The organism is Leeuwenhoekiella palythoae (genome assembly GCF_900130045.1).
In the GTDB taxonomy this organism is placed as follows: Bacteria; Bacteroidota; Bacteroidia; order Flavobacteriales; family Flavobacteriaceae; genus Leeuwenhoekiella; species Leeuwenhoekiella palythoae.
This window is the reverse complement of sequence record NZ_FQXT01000003.1, coordinates 725,063-741,646: the sequence shown is the minus strand read 5'-3', so window position 1 is coordinate 741,646 and position 16,584 is coordinate 725,063. Positions and strand designations below refer to the sequence as shown.

Genomic DNA, 16,584 nt, shown 5'->3' with positions numbered 1-16,584 from the left:
TTAAAAATCGTGCAGACCTAGTTCAAGACCGGTTAGTTCTGCTAGCCCTTTTAGGCGTCCTATAAAGGAGTACCCCGCATAGTAATTCTTATGTTCTTCTAAGCTATGGAGATAACCATGGTCAGGTCGCATAGGTATTTTAATACCAGTATGTGAAGTGTAATCAATTATACATTGCATAATACTTTTCATAGGAACATCACCTTCTAAATGATCTGCCTCTAAAAAAGTTCCATCCTCAAATTTTTTTACATTTCTTAAGTGTAAGAAATGTATCCGCTCTTTGAATTTATCATATATCTCTATCAATTGATTTTCTGAATGAGAACCCAAGGATCCTGTGCAATAGCAAAGTCCACAGGCCATAGATTCTATGGATGAAAAAATAAATTCTAAGTCAGTAAGGTTACTGACAATTCTGGGGAGTCCTAAAACGGAAAATGGCGGATCATCGGGGTGGATGGCTAATTTCGATCCTACATCATCGGCGGTAGGTGTAATGGCCTTTAAAAAGGAAATTAAGTGTTCTCTAAGTTTGGTTTTATCTATGGTTTTATAGTCCTCTAATTGCATTAATAACTCTTGAGTAGTAAAATCTTCAGTACTACCAGGAAGACCTAACAAAACATTTTTTTTTAATTGAACTATTTCTTTGTCCGTGTAGTTTTCGAAGCTTTGTTTTGCTTGCGTTATTTGTAAGACACTATAATCCAATTCCGCATTAGGCCTTTTCAAAATGTACAAATCAAAAATGCGAAGTTTTATTGGATCAAATTTTAAAACTGATGCTCCAGTATTGGTTAGATGACGATGATCGGTGCGTACCCAATCCAAAATTGGCATAAAGTTGAAAGTGATAGTATGAATACCTTGTTTAGCAAGATTCTCTATACTTAACTTGTAATTTTCAATGAGCTCTTGGAAGTTTCCGGTACGTTTTTTAATATTTTCATGAACGGGTAGACTTTCAACAACTTCCCAAACTAATCCTGCACCTTCAATACGATCCTTTGTCTCTTTGATGGCTTCAGAAGTCCAAATATCGCCTACGGGAATATGATGTAATGCTGTAACAATGCCAGTGATACCTGCTTGTTTTAAGTCCGCTAAACTTAAAAGATCTCGCTCACCATACCAGCGCATCGTTTTGATAATAAAACTTTCCATTTAAAATCCAATTGAGTTGCCACCATCTACACATAGTATAGTGCCGGTGGTAAATTTTGACATATTTGAGGCATAATAAAAGACAGTATCAGCAATGTCTTCAGGATCACCTAGTTTGGCCATCGGTGTTCTATTCAATACTTTGTTTTTTCGCTCAGGATCGCTATCCAAAGCTTTACTTGACATTTTTGTTTTGATAAAACCAGGAGCTACACAATTCACACGTATACCATACGGGGCAAGGTCAACCGCCATAGATCGCGTCATTCCTTCGATGGCAGCTTTGCTAGCAGTATACGCCACAACCTTAGGAATTCCATATTTTGCTGCCATGGAACTGATGTTAATAATACTGCCTGAGTTTTGCTCTTTCATCACTTTGGTCACCTCTCTCGTTATTACAAAAACACTGGTTAGGTTGGTATGAATGATACTCTGAAATTCCTGATCTTCTACTTCTAGAAAATTTTTTTTCATATTTATTCCTGCATTGTTTACTAAAATATCAATGCCACCTGCTTCCTCGGCAATTTGCTTGACAGCAGAAGGAATTTTTTCCAGCTCAGACAGGTCTAAAATATAAGATCTGGCATTAGGGCCTAATTGCGTTTGTGCTTTTTCAGTTTTATCATAGGTTCTACCGATGATATAGGTAATGATATTTTCGTCACAGAATTTTTTTGCAGTAGCAAAACCAAGTCCGGAATTTCCTCCAGTAATAAGTGCTATTTTTTTTCTCATATTAGTCCCACGAAGGTTTAATGCCAGGAGCATAAGGTCTCTGGATAGATTTATAATAATCAAGAGCGTGTTTTGCATGAGGAATAAATGCGGGCATCTCCATATTTGAAAATTGTTGAAAATATAACAAACAAGCATCTCGCCACCATTTAGACTCTTTCAATTGTATGTTTAAAAGCATTTGCGTTTGACGAAAAACGTATTCATCAACATAAGGTTGCATTTGCTCCCAAGTACTAATCATATCCTCAACTTTCAGAACCCCATCCTGATAATGTCTAGCAAGATTATACCAGAGAGAATGTCCATTCTTTAATTTATAATCCCAAGGGACGTGATGAAACCAAAGCAAATATTTTTCTGGTGTTGTTTCTATTTTTGAATAGGCTTTCTCAATCTCAGTCCCATATTGAGATAAAGCATCACTTCCTGATGCTGTACGATCAAATCCTAGTCCCAAGCTGTCTGCTTTGTGATAATAAACAGAGGTCCAATCTTCTCGTGCTAAACCATCAACCCAAGGCCCTGGGCCCTGATGATGCCCTTCGGCCATAATATGATGCAATCCTAAAGGAGTCATATAATTTACAACCGCCTCTCTAGAATTTAAGAGTAACGTGCTCATTGGTTCAACAAAATCAGGGTCGGTTGAAAAAGTCATTTTTAACCATTCTTCAGCAATAGCTTTGGCTGATAGATCAGGGTTCCAAGCTAGGCGGCCAAAACCAAACCAATTGGCTTGTGCAAAGGGGTGTCCCGTCCAATTACGTGCGGTGCCAATATTGGATACCCCTGCAATTCCTGTTACTTTTTGGCCGCTTAAGTCACCAACTAATACTTTCGAAACCGTACTGTTTTTACCTTTTATAAAAGTGTCGGACTGTAATGTTTCTTCAAATAATTGAGGTAAAAAAACCAAATGCGACATACCTCCTAAATATTCTTGAGTAATTTGGAATTCCATCATTAATGGTGTCTTTTGCATACCACTGAACAAAGGATGAAATGGCTCTCTTGGCTGAAAATCAATAGGACCATTTTTTACCTGAAGGAGTACATTGTCTTTAAATTCGCCGTCAAATGGAATAAACTCAGTATAAGCCTGTTTTGCCCTGTCCTCAGGTTTTTCGTCTGAATAGACAAAAGCCCGCCACATAACAACGCCCTGGTGTGGTGCTAGCGCATCAGCCAACATATTCGCTCCTTCTACGTGAGATCGCCCATAATTATTCGGACCAGGTTGACCTTCTGAATTTGCTTTGACTAAAAATCCTCCAAAATCTGGAATTAAATTGTAAATTTCATCTGCTTTGTCTTTCCACCAACGCTGAACTTCACTTGATAATGGATCTGCAGTATCTAAGCCTCCTATTTCTATAGGTGCAGAAAACCTTGCTGTTAAATACACTTTGATACCGTATGGTCTAAACACATCAGCTAGTGCCTTAACTTTGTCTAAATATTCATCTTGTAAGATATATGCGCTTGCATTTACATTGTTTAAGACGGTTCCGTTCAGACCTATTGAAGCATTCGCGCGAGCGTATTCAATATATTCTTTTTTGATTAAACCAGGTAAATGATGCCAATCCCAAATGGAGAACCCAGCGTAGCCTCGCTCAACAGTACGATCCAAATTATCCCAATGATTTAATATCCTTATACTAAGCTTTGGATTTTCAACTAAGTCTAAATCGCTTAAGGATTCGTGCAGTTGAAGCAACCTAAGAAAATGAAAAGTTCCATATAATAATGAATTATCAGATAGGCCCGAGATAAGAATTACATCCTTAGAGCCTTTAGGAATAGTTTTTATAATATAGCCATCAGATTCTAATTTAGGAGTTTTAGATACTTGCTGTTTTTCATTAGCGTCTAAATCTTTAAGCTTTGCAATTACCACTTCAGCATTAGAAGAAGTAAATGATAGATGCTTACCAAGCATAGATAAGATTCCCGTTTGTAATTCATCCTGAATTACTTGCTTATTTAGTGCGGCTGATCTTATGTCTACAGCATTTAACTGTTCTTTGTAAGTTCTCAGTACTACAGGGTCTGTAACTAGGTCATATTGCAACCATAAATTCCTTGTATTTTGTGCGTTTCCTAGATTAAAAAGCAATAATAATAGAAGAAAACTGAATTTTGGCATAGGTTTTAAGATTAGGTGAGTAACGAGCGATAACGATTTCGTTTTTATAATAATGTTTTCTGCAAATTGTTTTAATTCTGTCAAATTTAGTTATTTTTGATAACATATAGTACAATAGACCATAACTATATTAGACAAAATGCATCTTGATCTTGGATTAAGTCAATGGTATTAAAATATCCTTAGTATCTAAACATTACTATTATGACAACAGAACAACAGAAGACTAAACAACTCTATGTTATTTTAATATTTTTCTTTATAGTAACCCTACAAGGACTTGAGGCCAATATTAGATTGCCTAAGCTCATAAGCGACGGAATGATTTTACAGCGTAATACCAATGTTGCCATTTGGGGATATTCCGATACGAATACCTTGATAAGTATTACTTTTCTAAATAGTACAAAAACGGTGACTACAGGAGATAAAGGAATTTGGATAGCAAATTTTAATACACCGAATGATCCTGGTCCATATCAGATATCTATAACTTCTAAAGATGAGCAAATTATAATTAAAGACATTCTTTTGGGGGATGTGTATTTATGTTCTGGTCAGTCTAATATGGAATTACCTATGCGCCGAGTAGCACCGCTTTATCAAGATGAAATTCAAAATGCCAACTATCCCAACATTCGTTATTTTGAAGTACCAAAGGAATATGAATTTTCAGCTCCTCGTGATACCTTATCTGGAGGTCAATGGTTAAAGTTGGATGAAAATTCTATTGATGAAATTGCCGCAGTGTCCTATTTTTTTTCGAAGGAAATTCATCAAGACCAAAACGTTCCTGTAGGTATTATAAACTCTAGTCTAGGAGGCTCTCCAATTGAATCTTGGTTAAGTTTAGATGATCTAGCTCCATACCCTTTGGCATTTGAAGAGGCTAAAAATTATCAAAATCAAGAATTTAGAGATAGTATTATTCAAAGTGATCAAAACCGCATTCAGAATTGGTATGCTGATTTAAATCAAAAAGATCTTGGAATAAAACAAAATTGGAAATTAGGAAACATTGATTCGACCCAATGGAATACTATCAATATACCTGACTATTGGTCCAATACTTCTTTAGGCAATAAAAACGGAGTAGTATGGTTCCACAAGCGATTTAAACTGGACAATAATCATAAAGGACAAAAAGCTACGTTAAATCTAGGCCGTATTGTGGATGCAGACTCAGTATTTGTAAATGGGCGTTTTATCGGTAATACGACATATCAATATCCCCCAAGAATTTATACTATTCCTGAGGATGTACTAGAATCTACAAATACTATTATAATTAAGGTTATAAATGAAAGGGGACAAGGAGGATTTGTTGACGATAAGCAATATAATCTACAATTTGCTGATGGAAATGAAGTCGACTTAGTGGGAGCATGGCGCTATAAACTGGGAGCTGAATTACACCCATTAAGACCTCAGACTTTTATACGCTGGAAGGCTAGTGGTCTATACAATGCTATGATACATCCATTGATTCGGTACAGATTTTCAGGTGTATTGTGGTATCAAGGAGAATCCAATGTTGATAATGCTGATGAGTACGATACATTGATAAAAACACTTATAGCAAAATGGAGAGAGGACTGGAATGATGATAATTTACCATTTTTTGTGGTGCAACTTGCAAATTACCTTCAATCCAATGATGAACCAACAGAAAGTGATTGGGCCGTCATGCGCGAAGCACAACAATCGGTTTTGGATCTCGATCATACGGCCATTGCAGTAACTATTGATATAGGAGAATGGAATGATATTCATCCGCTTAATAAAAAAGATGTAGGCCATAGGTTAGCCTTGGCAGCAAAAAACATCGTTTATAAGGAAGACGTTATCTATCAAAGCCCTAGGATTGATTCTGTTATAGTGGAGAAGGATCAAATTCAGGTTCATTTCAACACATTTGGCTCTAATTTAGTGATTCAAGGAGAACATCCAAGAGGCTTTGCGATCGCAGGTAAGGACCGCAAATTTTACTGGGCAAAGGCTGAATTAGTTAAGGATTGCGTTATTTTAAAAAGTCCTAAAGTGATTCATCCACAATTTATTCGTTATGCCTGGGCAGACAACCCGGATACTGCTAATATATTTAATGAAGAAGGACTACCGGCTGCACCTTTCAGAAATGATTCTGATTAACAAATATCTTAATACACGAATTTCAAACCTTTAAAAATTCATCAAGCTTTTGGCTTCTGATATTGTTTTAACTGGAAACTTACAACTGCGCTGTTCACATATGTATATTAGCGTTTCCTTTGGTTGCCACCTATCTTCAAATATAGGAACCTCATTTTGAGTGTTGTTGAAAACAATCAAAGAATTGGGAATGTTTAAGTTTATCATTTCAAAACTCAGGTTTTCGCTGTTTTCGCCCGATATAGCAATATCATAATATGGATAAACGTGATTTTGATATAATGATAACCACAGGGGATAGGATCCAGGCTCTGAAATTATATGCTCATTCATCCCTTCAAGCATCTTTTTAGCTTGATGTTCAAATTCATCTTGATAGAAGAGGTGAGATAATATGAAAAGATTATGAGCCATAACAGAATTTCCAGAAGGGAGTACATCATCATTAGTCTTTATAATTGGTGCTATCAATTCATCAGAGCTGGAATATTTAAAAAAGGGAGAATCTGCACTACTAAAAATTTCATTAACCCGATTGGTGAGATGCAATGCTTGGACTGCATATTCTTGAGATCCTGTTGCCTTATATAGTTTTAAGCAAGCCGCAATCATAAAACTATAGTCGTCTAAAAAGCCTCTAATCTTACTGCTATTTTTTTTATAGGAATGTATTAGATCTTCATTGAAATAAGCCGTTCGCATTAAAGTCTTGAAAGTTGATTCGGCTTGTTGCAAATAATGCTGATTCTTGCTAGCTAAATACGCATCAACAAAAGCCTCTATAGTTAGCGCATTCCACGATATAATGATTTTATCATCTTTAGCAGGCTGTTCATTTTGAGCTCTGAGTTTTAATATGTTTTGTCGCCATTGATCTTTAAGTTCAGTTAATTTTCTCAACTCCATTTTATGGCTTACAATAAATAGAGAATCGGGTTGATCTTGGTATAGATGAAATCTGATAGAACCGTTTCTCTTCTGATTATTGATTTGGAAATAGTCCATAAAAAGATCAGGTCTAACAGTTACATATTTCTTGATTTGGTCATCAGTAATCGTGTAGTATAAACCTTCTATTCCATCAGTTTCTGCATCGATTGAAGATTGAAATACATCTTCTTGAGTTTTTAACTTAGTTGTAAGAAAATTTAAGGTCTGTTCCAGAACATCTTTATATTGAGGCTTGCGAAAGTATTGATATGCTTTAGCATAAACACTTACCATTTGAGCATTGTCATACAACATCTTTTCAAAATGTGGTGTGATCCAATGTTTGTCAGTCGAATACCTGTAAAATCCTCCATCTATATGGTCATTTACACCTTTCGACATTATTTGATCTAAAGTCAATTCAACGAAATCTAAAATATTTTGATCCTTAGTGAGTATGCCGTGATCCAATAAAAAATTTAAGTTAACAGGTAACATAAATTTTTGACTCCCTTGAATTCCGCCATTATAAAAATCCCATTTCACTTGCCATTTGCTTATAAGCTCATTGAAAACCTCAGGAGAATAATTCGATGTTAAGGTATTGCGGATAGCATACTGATTAAGTTCTTTGATTCTTGCGGTTACTTGTCGAGCATAGTTATTAGCGTTGATCGGATCTTTTTTATACAAACTGTCAATTAGCTTAAGAGAGCTTAGCCAATTTTCTTTGGTGTGATACGTTCCACCATATAGAGGTTGGCCGTTAGGTAATACTATAATATTTAAAGGCCAGCCCCCTGAACCATTCATCAATTGTAACGCAGTCATATAGAGTTGATCGATATCTGGACGCTCCTCTCGATCTACCTTTACATTCACAAAGTTAGCATTCATAAAATCAGCTATGGAATCATCAGAAAATGTTTCTTCTTCCATTACTGAACACCAGTGACACGATGAATAGCCGATACTGATTATGATAAGTTTATTTTCCAATTTGGCCTGATCAAATATCGAATCATTCCAAGGTTGCCAATCAACAGGATTATGCGCATGTTTTAAGAGGTATGGACTGGTTTCTCCAACTAAAGAATTGGTGTGTTTAAATGTTTTAGTTTGTTGAGCGTGATCTATACATCCACCAAAGAGTAGTAGGGAGAAAAAATAGAATACAAACGATTTTAGGAAAGGTATCATAGCAATGAAATTGCGAATAAATTTTAAAAATATTCAAAAATTATTCTGTTTATATTAGATAAGCAAAATTAATCTATCTAAAAATTCAATTATCTTCAATAATTGAATGTACATATTGCTATTTGCAACAATAATGATATAGGTTGCTTCATTTGTTGTAGGGTAATGTGCTGAACACCAAATACATTTGTGATATTAAGTCAAATTTGATTCACTCACGAAATCGATGTATTTATGCTTAGTCTCATTTTAAAACCAGCTTTTAATTCAAAATTTTTGCAATATGAATAAAATTAGATTCATTTATTTAACCCTGTTAATCCTTTTTGTAGGTTATTCTGGATATAGCCAAACGATGACTGTAACAGGAGTTGTTAAAGATCCAACAGGTTTGCCTTTGCCGGGAGCCTCAGTGGCAGTTATAGGTACCACAAAAGGTGCTTCAACTGACTTTGACGGCCAATTCGCTATTGATGGAGTTAGTGCTTCAGATGTACTACTAATTAGTTATGTTGGATTCGAAGAACAGCAAATTACAGTGGGTAGCCAAACTACCTTTAATATAACGCTTCAAGAGTCGGCACAAGCTTTAGAGGATGTCGTAGTAGTTGCCTATGGTTCTCAAAGTAGAACTAAAGTTACTGGAGCTATCTCAACGGTGGGATCTGAAGCCGTTGAAGCTTTACCTGTAACAAATGCAGAACAGGCCCTGCAAGGTAGAGCACCTGGGGTTACTGTGACAAATGCTGGTGCTCCAGGTACCACCCCTAATGTACGTATTAGAGGTTTAGGCACCTTTGGTAATAATGACCCTTTATATGTTGTAGATGGGGTTATTGTAGGGAACCTTTCCGGTATTAGTCCATCAGACATTGAATCATATTCCATTTTAAAGGATGCCTCAACTACTGCATTATATGGATCTTTGGGATCTAACGGGGTTGTTTTGGTAACTACTAAAAAAGGTAAGTCAGGTCGCGGAACCCTCAGTGTAAGTGCATACTCAGGATTTCAAACAATTTATAAGCGCTATAATACACTAAATACCGAGCAATATTTACAATTTGCTAATGAAATAGGTACAACCATTGATAGGCCGGCAGATTTCTTAAACAATTATACCGACTTTCAAGACGCTATTTTTGAATCAGGTCTCATTCAAAATTATAACGTAGCGTATGCTGGAGGTAATGAACACGGTACTTATCGTTTTTCTGCAAACTATCAGGATCAGGAAGGAGCTGTGATTAATTCAGGTTTTGAAAGATTGGCTTTTAGAGCTAATTCTGAATACAAGGCAGGTAAATTCAAAATTGGAGAAACCATGTCTGTTGCTTTTAGCAAAACCAAGCCTATTTTAGAAAGTGGTGGTCGCTCACTTATTGAACACGCCATCAAGGTTGCTCCATATTTAAATATTTACAATCCGAATAACTTGGGAGGTTTCCAAGGGCCGAATAGCGCTGCTGATGGCCAGGACGCCGAAAACCCTGTTCGAGTACAAACACTCAGTGATTTTGAAACTAGAAATGTCTCTGTAATTGGAAATATATATGCCGAATATGAAATATTGGATGGGCTAAGCTTCAGATCTCAGGTAGGTCTTGACTTTTTTGACGGATTAACTAACCAATTTACACCTGCTTATAACGATGATAATATCGGCGCGACGCATTTCCAAAATTTCGCCTTTGCATTAAGAGGAAGTACTCGAGGTCAAGCCATTACTTTTGATAACAGTATTACTTATAATAAGACCTTTGATGATGTCCATAATCTTGAAGTTTTGGCGTTGGCAGAACGATATACTAGTAAAACTGAAAATTTTAGTGCTGAAGCCCGTAATACCATATCAAATGATATCAAAGAATTAGGTAGTGAGCAGCAATCGGCTGGGAGTTCAACTTTTGAAAATAACCGTTTAAGTTACCTCGCACGCGTAAATTATGATTATGATAATAGATACATTTTATCAGCATCTTTTAGACGTGATGCTTCCTCCCGATTTGGAGCCAATAATCGATGGGGAAATTTTCCTGCTTTTTCGGCAGGCTGGAATATAGCGGGTGAAGAGTTTATGAGCGACAGTGAAATAGGCACATTAAAACTTAGAGGTAGTTATGGTATAACTGGTAGTGACCGCATAGCCGATTATAGATATTCAACAACATTATTTAGTGATTTCGTGTATCCAATTGATGGTCAGGCAGCAATTGGAACTACCCCAAATGGTCTTGCTAATCCAGATTTAAAATGGGAGGAAACCAGTATGTTGAATGTAGGTCTAGATTTTGGGGCTTTTAATAATCAATTTACAGCATCACTTGAATACTATAAAAACCGAAGTGATGAATTATTGGTAGATATACAGCTACCGCTTTCTTTTGGATACAGCTCTTCTACCTTTGCTTCGAATGCCGGTTCTGTTGAAACACAAGGAGTAGAATTGGCATTAGGATATAATGATTATGAGGGGGATTTTACTTGGTCTGTAAATTTAAACCTGGGAACCAGTTCCAATAAAGTATTAAATCTTGGAGGGAGCTCTGAACAATTTTTCTTTGATGGTTTTGAAGGAGAGCGAATTATAAGAGCTGAACCCGGTGAACCTTTATTCCATTTTTATGGTCTTGTAACTGATGGTATTTACCAGAATCAAGCTGAAGTTGATGCTGTTTTTACAGCTAATCCAGAACAGAACGTTGTACAACCTGGTGATATACGTTATATAGACACCAATAATGATGGTACTATCAACTCTGCTGATCGACAGATTATAGGTAACCCTTATCCTGATTTAACCTACGGTTTAAATTTTGATGCACGTTACAAAAACTTTGACTTCAATTTATTTATAAATGGGGTTACAGGTAATGATATATACAATACAAATATCTACGATTTACAAGGTATGACCCGATTATTTAATGCTGGGGTGGAGGTTTTAGATCGTTGGACTCCAACAAATCCATCGAATTCTATACCACGTTATGATGGGGCACCACAGAATGTAGTAGCCTCGGATAGGTTTGTTGAAGATGGTTCTTTCATGCGTCTGAAAAACATCAGTGTTGGGTATACATTTGAAGAAGGAACTATTGACTTTATTCAGAGATTGAGAGTCTATCTAAGTGGCCAAAACTTGATAACACTAACAAATTATTCTGGTCTAGATCCTGAGGTAGTAAGTAGAGCAGGAGAAGTTGGTTTTGATCGCGGAGACTATCCTCAACCTGTATCGATGCTATTAGGTTTGGACGTATCATTTTAAAAAAAAAGAAATTATGAAAAACTATAAAATTTACGCACTTTTTGCCCTTGTATTTGTGATGACACAGTCTTGCGATGAGAGTAACTTGGAACTTGTAAATCCCAACGCCTTGAGTCCTGAAACATTTTTTACAAATGAAGAACAATTAAGGTCTGCAGTAAACGCCTCCTATGCTCAGAATCAAACCAATGCTCTTTACAGTAGGCTTTTATTTTACATGTATGATAATATGGGGCAAGATAATAGCCCTAACCCACAGCAGGAAGCTAATAAATTGACCTATAGCAGATTTACATTTGATTCTAGTAATACGGAAATTGCTGACTTTTGGGACAGCTGTTTTAAAGGAATAAACAAAGCAAATTTTGTAATCTCAAATATAGAACGCATAAATGAAATACCAGAATCCATAATGTCAGAGCGACTGAAAAACAAGTATATCGCCGAGGCTCGTTTTTTAAGAGGCCACTATTACTATTTACTGGCGACCCGTTTTGGCGGAGTTCCATTGTTTTCCGGACTACCTGAAAGTTCAGAAGGCATACCACGAGCTACACGTGACGAAGTTTTTGCTCAGATCATTGAAGATTTTCGTTTTGCAGCAGAAAATTTGTTTGAGAGAGGCGAGGAGTTAAATGGACGCGCAACTAAAGGTGCTGCTTTAGCCTATCTAGGTAAGGCTCTACTGTTTCAAAAACAATACGATCTTGCATATGATGCGTTTGATGATATTGTCGGTTATGATCTAGAAGATAATTATTTTGATAATTTCAAAGAAGAAACTGAACATGGTATTGAGTCTCTTTTTGAAATTGAATTTGATCGGGCTATAGGTACAGCCAATAAATGGGATTCCAATGTGAGCGCTCAAGGCTTTAATGAATCTACATTTAGAGGTCAAGATTACGGTGTCTTAGACTGGTTTAATGTCTATCCGTCTCTGGATTTATTAGAAGAATATGAAGAAGGAGATATTCGATTAGAAGAAAACTTTTATTTTGAAGGGGATACTTATAATAATGGAGAGGGTGTTATTGTAGCAAGTGATTTATCGACGACTGCAGGAATTCGTCCTGCTGGATGGAGAAAGTATCAAAACTACTACCGACGTACTGCCGAAGAGCAGGAATCTGGGATTAATTTCAAAGTGATTCGTTATGCAGATGTATTATTGATGAAAGCTGAGGCAGCAAATGAAACTAGCCGTACTCCAGAAGCTATTACTCTTATCAACCGTGTAAGAGAGCGTGCAGAACTCAATCCTATAGCTGATAACCTTAGTCAGCAACAAGTTTTTGATGCCATTGTTCACGAGCGAAAAGTAGAACTAGCGGGCGAACAGGTTCGATTTGATGATATTATTAGATGGGGTATCGCAAGTACGGAACTTGCAGGAACCGGTTTCCAACAAGGTAAACATGAACTTTGGCCTATTCCTGATCGGGAAATTAGTGCCAATGATGCAATTAATCAGGAAGATCAGAATCCTGGTTATTAATTTGAATTGGTTTTCCATTGAAGCAACACTATCTCTTAGTGTTGCTTCTTTGTTTATATAAATTATATTTTTTTGACCCCTTAGACGTATGATTATTAGAATACAGATTATATCAAAGATTTTGATTATCGGCCTAGTGGCCCAGTTTATATGTTCTTGTGCAGAGACTGAGAAAAATCAAACTCCGGAGTTTGATACCGATTTTAAAGTCTTTGAAAGCCTCAGTGCAGAAACTACTGGAATCTCATTTATAAACGCCTTGACCGAAAATGATTCGCTTAACTATTTCACCTACAATTATATTTATATGGGAGGTGGCGTTGCAGCTGGAGACATCAATAATGATGGACTTATAGATCTGTATTTTACCGGAAATCAGGTGCAGAATAAACTGTATCTGAATAAAGGTAATTTACACTTTGAAGATATTACGATCCCTGCAGGAATAGCCGGGGATGAACGCTGGTACACGGGTGTGACTATGGCAGATGTCAATGGTGATGGTTATCTTGATATATACTGCTCTGTAAGCGGAAAGTTTGAACCGCGCACCAACCAGTTATTCATCAATAATCAGGATAATACCTTTACAGAAAGTGCTGCTGAATATGGTTTGGCTGATAAAGGTAGTAGTATACAGGCCACCTTTTTTGACTACGATAAAGACGGCGATTTAGATATGTATCAGGCTAATTATCCGCCTACTAAATTCAGTTCACCAACTTGGGTTTATGAGCAGTATATGCGCGATCCTTCAGACCTGCAGACAGATCACCTCTACGAAAATACTACCAATGGCTTTGTAGATGTAACCGATAAAGCCGGTCTGAGATCCTATAGTCTTTCCCTTAGTGCCACTATAGGAGATTTAAACAATGATGGCTGGCCTGATATTTATGTATCAAGCGATTTCAACTCACCCGATATGATGTTTCTCAATAAAGGCGACGGCACATTTACTGAAGTCATTAAAGAGGCTACCGCACAAACCGCCTTTTACGGTATGGGAGTTGATATTGCCGATTTCAATAATGATGGTCTGCTGGATTTCTTTCAGGCGGATATGGATGCTAAGATAAACCGGCGCAAAAAGGCCAATATGGCTAGTATGAATATTGATTTATTCTGGAGCGTGGTGGATGCAGGATTTCACTATCAGTACATGCATAATTGTATGCAAATGAATAACGGAGTTTTTAATGCGGAAGGTATACCTGATTTTTCCAACATATCTCGTATTACCGGAACTTCATCTACTGACTGGAGCTGGGGACCTTTATTTGCTGATTTTGACAACGATGGTCTTAAAGATTTGTTTATTACAAACGGTACACGTCGCGAAATTAATGATAACGACTATTTCAACCGTATTGAAGAGCAGGGAGGAATCGCTCAGGATAGTTTATTATTTTGGAGCCAAAATATTCCTGAAGAAAAGCTCGACAATTTTATGTTTAAAAATAAAGGAGATTACGCTTTCGAAAAGGCCAATGATTCCTGGAATATAAGTTTTAATGGATTTTCAAACGGTGGCATTTACGCTGACCTTGATAATGATGGCGATCTAGAACTGGTCACCAATAACATTGACGATCCGGCTTCGATATTTAAGAATAAATCTTCAGAGCGCTCAAACCATTTAAGAATTAAATTTAAAGGTGAAACTGCTAATGCTATGGGTATTGGTAATCGTGTTTATCTTAAAACAGGGGATTTGACTCAGATGCAGGAACTTACTCTTACCAGAGGTTTTCAATCTTCGGTAGCACCTGTGCTGTATTTTGGCCTTGACAATACAGAGACCATTGATGAGATCCGTGTGATTTGGACTGGTGGTAAAGAAGAAGTACTCCAGAATGTTGCAGTAAATCAGGAGTTGATTTTTGATGAAAAGAATGCTTCAGAATCAGATACGAGCACTCAAAAATCGAATGAAAACAGACTTTTTGCTCAGGCCGATGGTGAGCTGTTTCCAATCTATTTACATACAGAAAATAGCTATGATGACTTTAAAAATCAGGTTTTATTACCTCATAAAATGTCTGAATTTGGTCCTGCACTTGCTGTGGGTGATGTTAATAATGATGGGTTACAGGACTATTTTGTAGGAGCTGCTAAAGATCAAACAGCATCCCTTTTTATTCAGAATTCTCAGGGAATAAGTCAAAAAAACCTAGCCGCTTTTACCGAGGACAAAAGCTACGAAGACATTGATGCTACATTTTTTGATGCCGACGGCGATGGGGATCAGGATTTATATGTGGTTAGCGGCGGGTACGAATTTTTTAAAAATTCTAATTTGCTCAATGATCGGCTGTACCTCAATGACGGCAAGGGGAATTTTACAGTAGCAGGAAACGCTTTGCCTGATTTACAAATTAGCGGCGCTAAAGTGTATGCCGAAGATTTTGATGGTGACGGAAAGCAAGATCTACTTGTTCTGGGACGTCAGACACCGGGAAAATATCCGCTTCCGGCCTCCTCATTTCTCCTGAAAAATAATGGAACTCCCGGTAACCCTAAATTTGAAGTAGCTAAAGATTTGCAACCCAAAGAATTCAAAGACTTAGGCATGGCGACGGCTGCTGCGGTTTCTGACTTCAATGGAGATAACAGACCGGACATCATTGTTGTAGGGGAGTGGATGCCGATTCGTTTTTTTGAAAATACTACAAAGGGCTTTGTTGAGGTTACCCAGATGATTCTATCAAATCAGGATACTACGGGCTGGTGGTGGAGTATCGCTTCGGGCGATTTTGATGGCGATGGCGATACCGATTATATGCTGGGCAATAATGGCTTGAATTACAAATACAAAGCCTCTGAAGACGAGCCTTTCGATATGTATGCAGGAGACTTTGACGACAATGAAAATGAAGATATCGTATTGGGCTATTACAACGATGGTAAGCAATACCCCTTACGCGGTAGACAATGCTCATCACAGCAAATTCCGGGTATCAAGCAAAAATTTAAAGATTACGCGAGTTTTTCGGAAGCAACGCTGGGAGAGGTGTATTCTGAAAAATTATTAAACAGTTCGTTGCATTATCAGGTAAAATCATTTGCAAGTATTTATCTGGAAAATAGAAATGGTAAGATGGTGATACATGAATTGCCTAGAGCAGCACAACTTTCTAGTGTAAATGGAATTGTAGTAAATGATTTTAATAATGACGGTTTTCTGGATGCAGTATTTGCGGGTAATCTCTACCAGTCCGAAATTGAAACCCCACGTAATGATGCATCGCGAGGAATTTTTCTTGCGGGCGATGGTAAGGGGAATTTCAAAGCACTCAGTGCTGCAAAAAGTGGGGTTTTTATACCGGGGGATGTAAAGAACCTTAGGACCTTTCAATTTGGGAAGACGTCCTATATTTTGGCGGCGAAGAACTCAGATTATTTGCAGGTTTTAAAACTGAATGAGGCTGATCAAAAAAATTAAATGTGTTTGATTCACACTAAGTATATTAT

Annotated in this window: 8 protein-coding genes; 4 read left to right on the top strand and 4 right to left on the bottom strand. The window is 37.0% G+C overall.

What is annotated here, in order from left to right:
• From uxuA to BUA96_RS10350, 3 genes are read right to left on the bottom strand one after another with little or no spacing between them, the layout of a single operon-like run.
• Positions 1-1,167 (bottom strand): mannonate dehydratase, encoded by a 1,167-nt coding sequence (gene uxuA / locus BUA96_RS10360; protein WP_072982797.1) that lies wholly within the window; start codon positions 1,165-1,167, stop codon positions 1-3.
• Positions 1,168-1,908, bottom strand: coding sequence for an SDR family NAD(P)-dependent oxidoreductase (locus BUA96_RS10355; protein ID WP_072982796.1), 741 nt, complete (start codon positions 1,906-1,908; stop codon positions 1,168-1,170). It lies immediately after the preceding gene.
• A gap of 1 nt (position 1,909) precedes the next feature.
• Positions 1,910-4,144: an alpha-glucuronidase family glycosyl hydrolase gene (locus BUA96_RS10350; protein ID WP_317041299.1), complete on the bottom strand. Its 2,235-nt coding sequence runs from the start codon at positions 4,142-4,144 to the stop codon at positions 1,910-1,912.
• Positions 4,145-4,264: 120 nt separating this feature from the next.
• Here BUA96_RS10350 and BUA96_RS10345 point away from each other — a divergent pair, with 120 nt between their 5' ends.
• Positions 4,265-6,211, top strand: a complete 1,947-nt coding sequence (locus BUA96_RS10345; RefSeq protein WP_072982794.1) for a sialate O-acetylesterase — start codon at positions 4,265-4,267, stop codon at positions 6,209-6,211.
• A 30-nt stretch (positions 6,212-6,241) separates the two neighbouring features.
• On the opposite strand, the gene BUA96_RS10340 is transcribed toward BUA96_RS10345, so the two are convergent.
• Positions 6,242-8,341 (bottom strand): thioredoxin domain-containing protein, encoded by a 2,100-nt coding sequence (locus BUA96_RS10340; RefSeq protein ID WP_084673118.1) that lies wholly within the window; start codon positions 8,339-8,341, stop codon positions 6,242-6,244.
• Between the two features lie 283 nt (positions 8,342-8,624).
• On the opposite strand from BUA96_RS10340, the gene BUA96_RS10335 reads away from it, so the two are divergent.
• The 3 genes from BUA96_RS10335 to BUA96_RS10325 all read left to right on the top strand — a co-directional run bounded on the left by BUA96_RS10335 (position 8,625) and on the right by BUA96_RS10325 (position 16,555).
• A complete protein-coding gene (locus tag BUA96_RS10335) occupies positions 8,625-11,612 on the top strand; it encodes a SusC/RagA family TonB-linked outer membrane protein (RefSeq protein WP_072982793.1) in 2,988 nt (995 codons plus the stop codon).
• Between the two features lie 13 nt (positions 11,613-11,625).
• Entirely contained in the window at positions 11,626-13,110 is a 1,485-nt protein-coding gene (locus tag BUA96_RS10330; RefSeq protein WP_072982791.1) for a RagB/SusD family nutrient uptake outer membrane protein, read from the top strand.
• A 136-nt stretch (positions 13,111-13,246) separates the two neighbouring features.
• Complete coding sequence (locus BUA96_RS10325) at positions 13,247-16,555, top strand: VCBS repeat-containing protein (protein WP_233430632.1); 3,309 nt, start codon at positions 13,247-13,249, stop codon at positions 16,553-16,555.
• Positions 16,556-16,584: the final 29 nt, after the last annotated feature.

Bases quoted from the DNA above. Each gene is read 5' to 3' on its own strand.
- uxuA (WP_072982797.1), bottom strand. From the start codon at position 1,167: ATGGAAAGTTTTATTATCAAAACGATGCGCTGGTATGGTGAGCGAGAT.
- BUA96_RS10355 (WP_072982796.1), bottom strand. From the start codon at position 1,908: ATGAGAAAAAAAATAGCACTTATTACTGGAGGAAATTCCGGACTTGGT.
- BUA96_RS10345 (WP_072982794.1), top strand. From the start codon at position 4,265: ATGACAACAGAACAACAGAAGACTAAACAACTCTATGTTATTTTAATA.
- BUA96_RS10340 (WP_084673118.1), bottom strand. From the start codon at position 8,341: ATGATACCTTTCCTAAAATCGTTTGTATTCTATTTTTTCTCCCTACTA.
- BUA96_RS10335 (WP_072982793.1), top strand. From the start codon at position 8,625: ATGAATAAAATTAGATTCATTTATTTAACCCTGTTAATCCTTTTTGTA.
- BUA96_RS10330 (WP_072982791.1), top strand. From the start codon at position 11,626: ATGAAAAACTATAAAATTTACGCACTTTTTGCCCTTGTATTTGTGATG.